This is a genomic window from Streptomyces aureus (assembly GCF_001418135.1).
GTDB classification, from domain to species: domain Bacteria; phylum Actinomycetota; class Actinomycetes; order Streptomycetales; family Streptomycetaceae; genus Streptomyces; species Streptomyces aureus_A.
This window is the reverse complement of sequence record NZ_LIPQ01000660.1, coordinates 1-1775: the sequence shown is the minus strand read 5'-3', so window position 1 is coordinate 1775 and position 1775 is coordinate 1. Positions and strand designations below refer to the sequence as shown.

Annotated in this window: 2 protein-coding genes and 1 pseudogene; 1 reads left to right on the top strand and 2 read right to left on the bottom strand. The window is 72.6% G+C overall.

Annotation, left to right across the window (positions count from 1 at the left end):
- A pseudogene (locus AOK00_RS35785) lies at positions 1-287 on the top strand (hypothetical protein); the annotation flags it as partial.
- Here the strand turns inward: AOK00_RS35785 and AOK00_RS35780 are convergent.
- Together AOK00_RS35780 and AOK00_RS35775 are read right to left on the bottom strand one after the other, a co-directional pair.
- Positions 269-1162 (bottom strand): alpha/beta fold hydrolase, encoded by an 894-nt coding sequence (locus tag AOK00_RS35780; protein ID WP_055604267.1) that lies wholly within the window; start codon positions 1160-1162, stop codon positions 269-271. The pseudogene AOK00_RS35785 and the gene AOK00_RS35780 overlap by 19 nt on opposite strands.
- Before the next feature lie 356 nt (positions 1163-1518).
- Positions 1519-1775: DUF4230 domain-containing protein (locus AOK00_RS35775; RefSeq protein ID WP_159041933.1), on the bottom strand; the 257-nt coding region annotated here is incomplete at its 5' end.

The following is a 1775-nucleotide window of genomic DNA, read 5'->3' as shown; positions in this document are numbered from 1 at the left end:
ACGCCGCCCCGTGGACCGACGTCCAAGGCGTGGCGGAGGTGCTGACCGGGGCAGGGCTCACCGTCGGGGAGGATTTCCAGCTGGTCACCATGGGGAGATTCCCCCTGGTGGGCACCGGCTCCTACGAGACGACCATGCTCGGCGCCTTCTCCCAGCGCTTCGTCGACGAGGTCGAGGCGCTCCACATAAGGGTCCGCGTCGGCGATGTCGTCGGGGACAGCCACGAGCGGATCCTCGACGCCCTGAAGGGCGCCCGCTCGACCTCGTATCAGCGCCCGGCGCCCTGACCGTTCAGCCAGCTCAGCACGTCGGGCAGCGCCCACTGGGCGGCGAAGTGACCGGCGTCCGGTACGAGGACGAGTTCGGCGCCTGGGATCCGTCCCGCCAGCCAACGGGTGTGCGTCACGGGCGAGAAGGCGTCGTCGAGGCCGTGCCACAGCAGCACGGGCGAAGGGACGGAGGAGACGTCGAAGCCCCAAGGGCGGACGAAGGCCAGGCAGTCGTCGAGCCAGCCGTGATGCGAGACCCGCAGGGCCTCCTCGTAGGTGCGCAGCAGTACCGCCCGTACCCGGGGGTCCTCGACGACCGGCAGGTCATGGGGGGAGAGATCGGCACGCAGGTCGTCGAGGAGACGTACGGGGTCCTGCCGGATGGCGACGGCCCGGGCGGCCAGGTCCCGCTCGAGCCCATCGGGGTCCCGCCCGTCCAGATGGGCGCGGGCCAGGGCGTACTCCCGCACGTTGAACGGGGTCATGCCCGCGTACCAGTCCAGACCGGCCGCATCCGGCGGAGCGAGCCCGACCAGTACGGCGGCCGCCCGGACCCGATCCGGCAGCAGTGCCGCGCAGGCGAGCGCGTGCGGGCCCCCGCCGGACCGGCCGACCACCGCGAACCGCTCGACGCCGAAGGCATCGGCGACGGCCGCCACGTCCCGGGCCGCGTCGGCGACCCGGCGCCCCCGGGCGCGCCCGGACTCCCCGTAGCCGGGACGGTCGTAGGCGAGGAACCGGAAGCCGGGGTGCTGCGCGGCGAGCCCGGGAAGCAGAGTGCCGAGACGGGTACCGGGCGTCCCGTGGAGGAGAACCACCGGGGTACCCGAAGGATTGCCCCATTCCTCGGCCACCAGAAGACGACCGTCGTCGGTGCGCACAGGGAGTCCCATGAAAGGGAGCCTAGGCCCTGGCGGCGAGCTCCCGTCGCGCCCTTCGAGCGGCGACGGGAGCTGGACGACAGGGCGAGCTCGGCACGGCGATGATGCGCATCGCCGTCGGCGAAGACATCGACTCCGACGGCGACCGCCCGCCCTGTGCGGCCGATGCGCCGGGCCGCCATACGGCGGAGCCTCAGATCGACGATCGCCTCCGTCGTGAGCTGCCTCAACTGCGTGTCAGGCGCGGGACGGGGTAAGGCCTTTCCGGGAGCCGTCCACACCGCTCGAACCGCGCGTGGAGTACGGCCGAGGCCGCGCCGCCTGCCCCGAGGGGCGTGTCCCCAGCGCGCGGCCCCGCCGAATGCCACTCATGCGTAGGTGACCGTCACCCGCTCGAAGCCGAGGCCGCGCAGGAGTTTCTGAAGCATCTCGGTCGTGTTCCGCTCCGCCCGCGACGTCAGGCCGGACTCGCGGGCGGCGTCGCTGATCCGCTGGGCGGCGAGGACGTTGACTGCCTGCTCGCTCGCGGGGTTGTCCGAGAAGAGATCGCCCAGCCGGTCGAGCAGACCGCGCTGCTTGGACACGGCGTACGAGCGCTCGGGATCGAGCGCTCGTACGCCGTGTC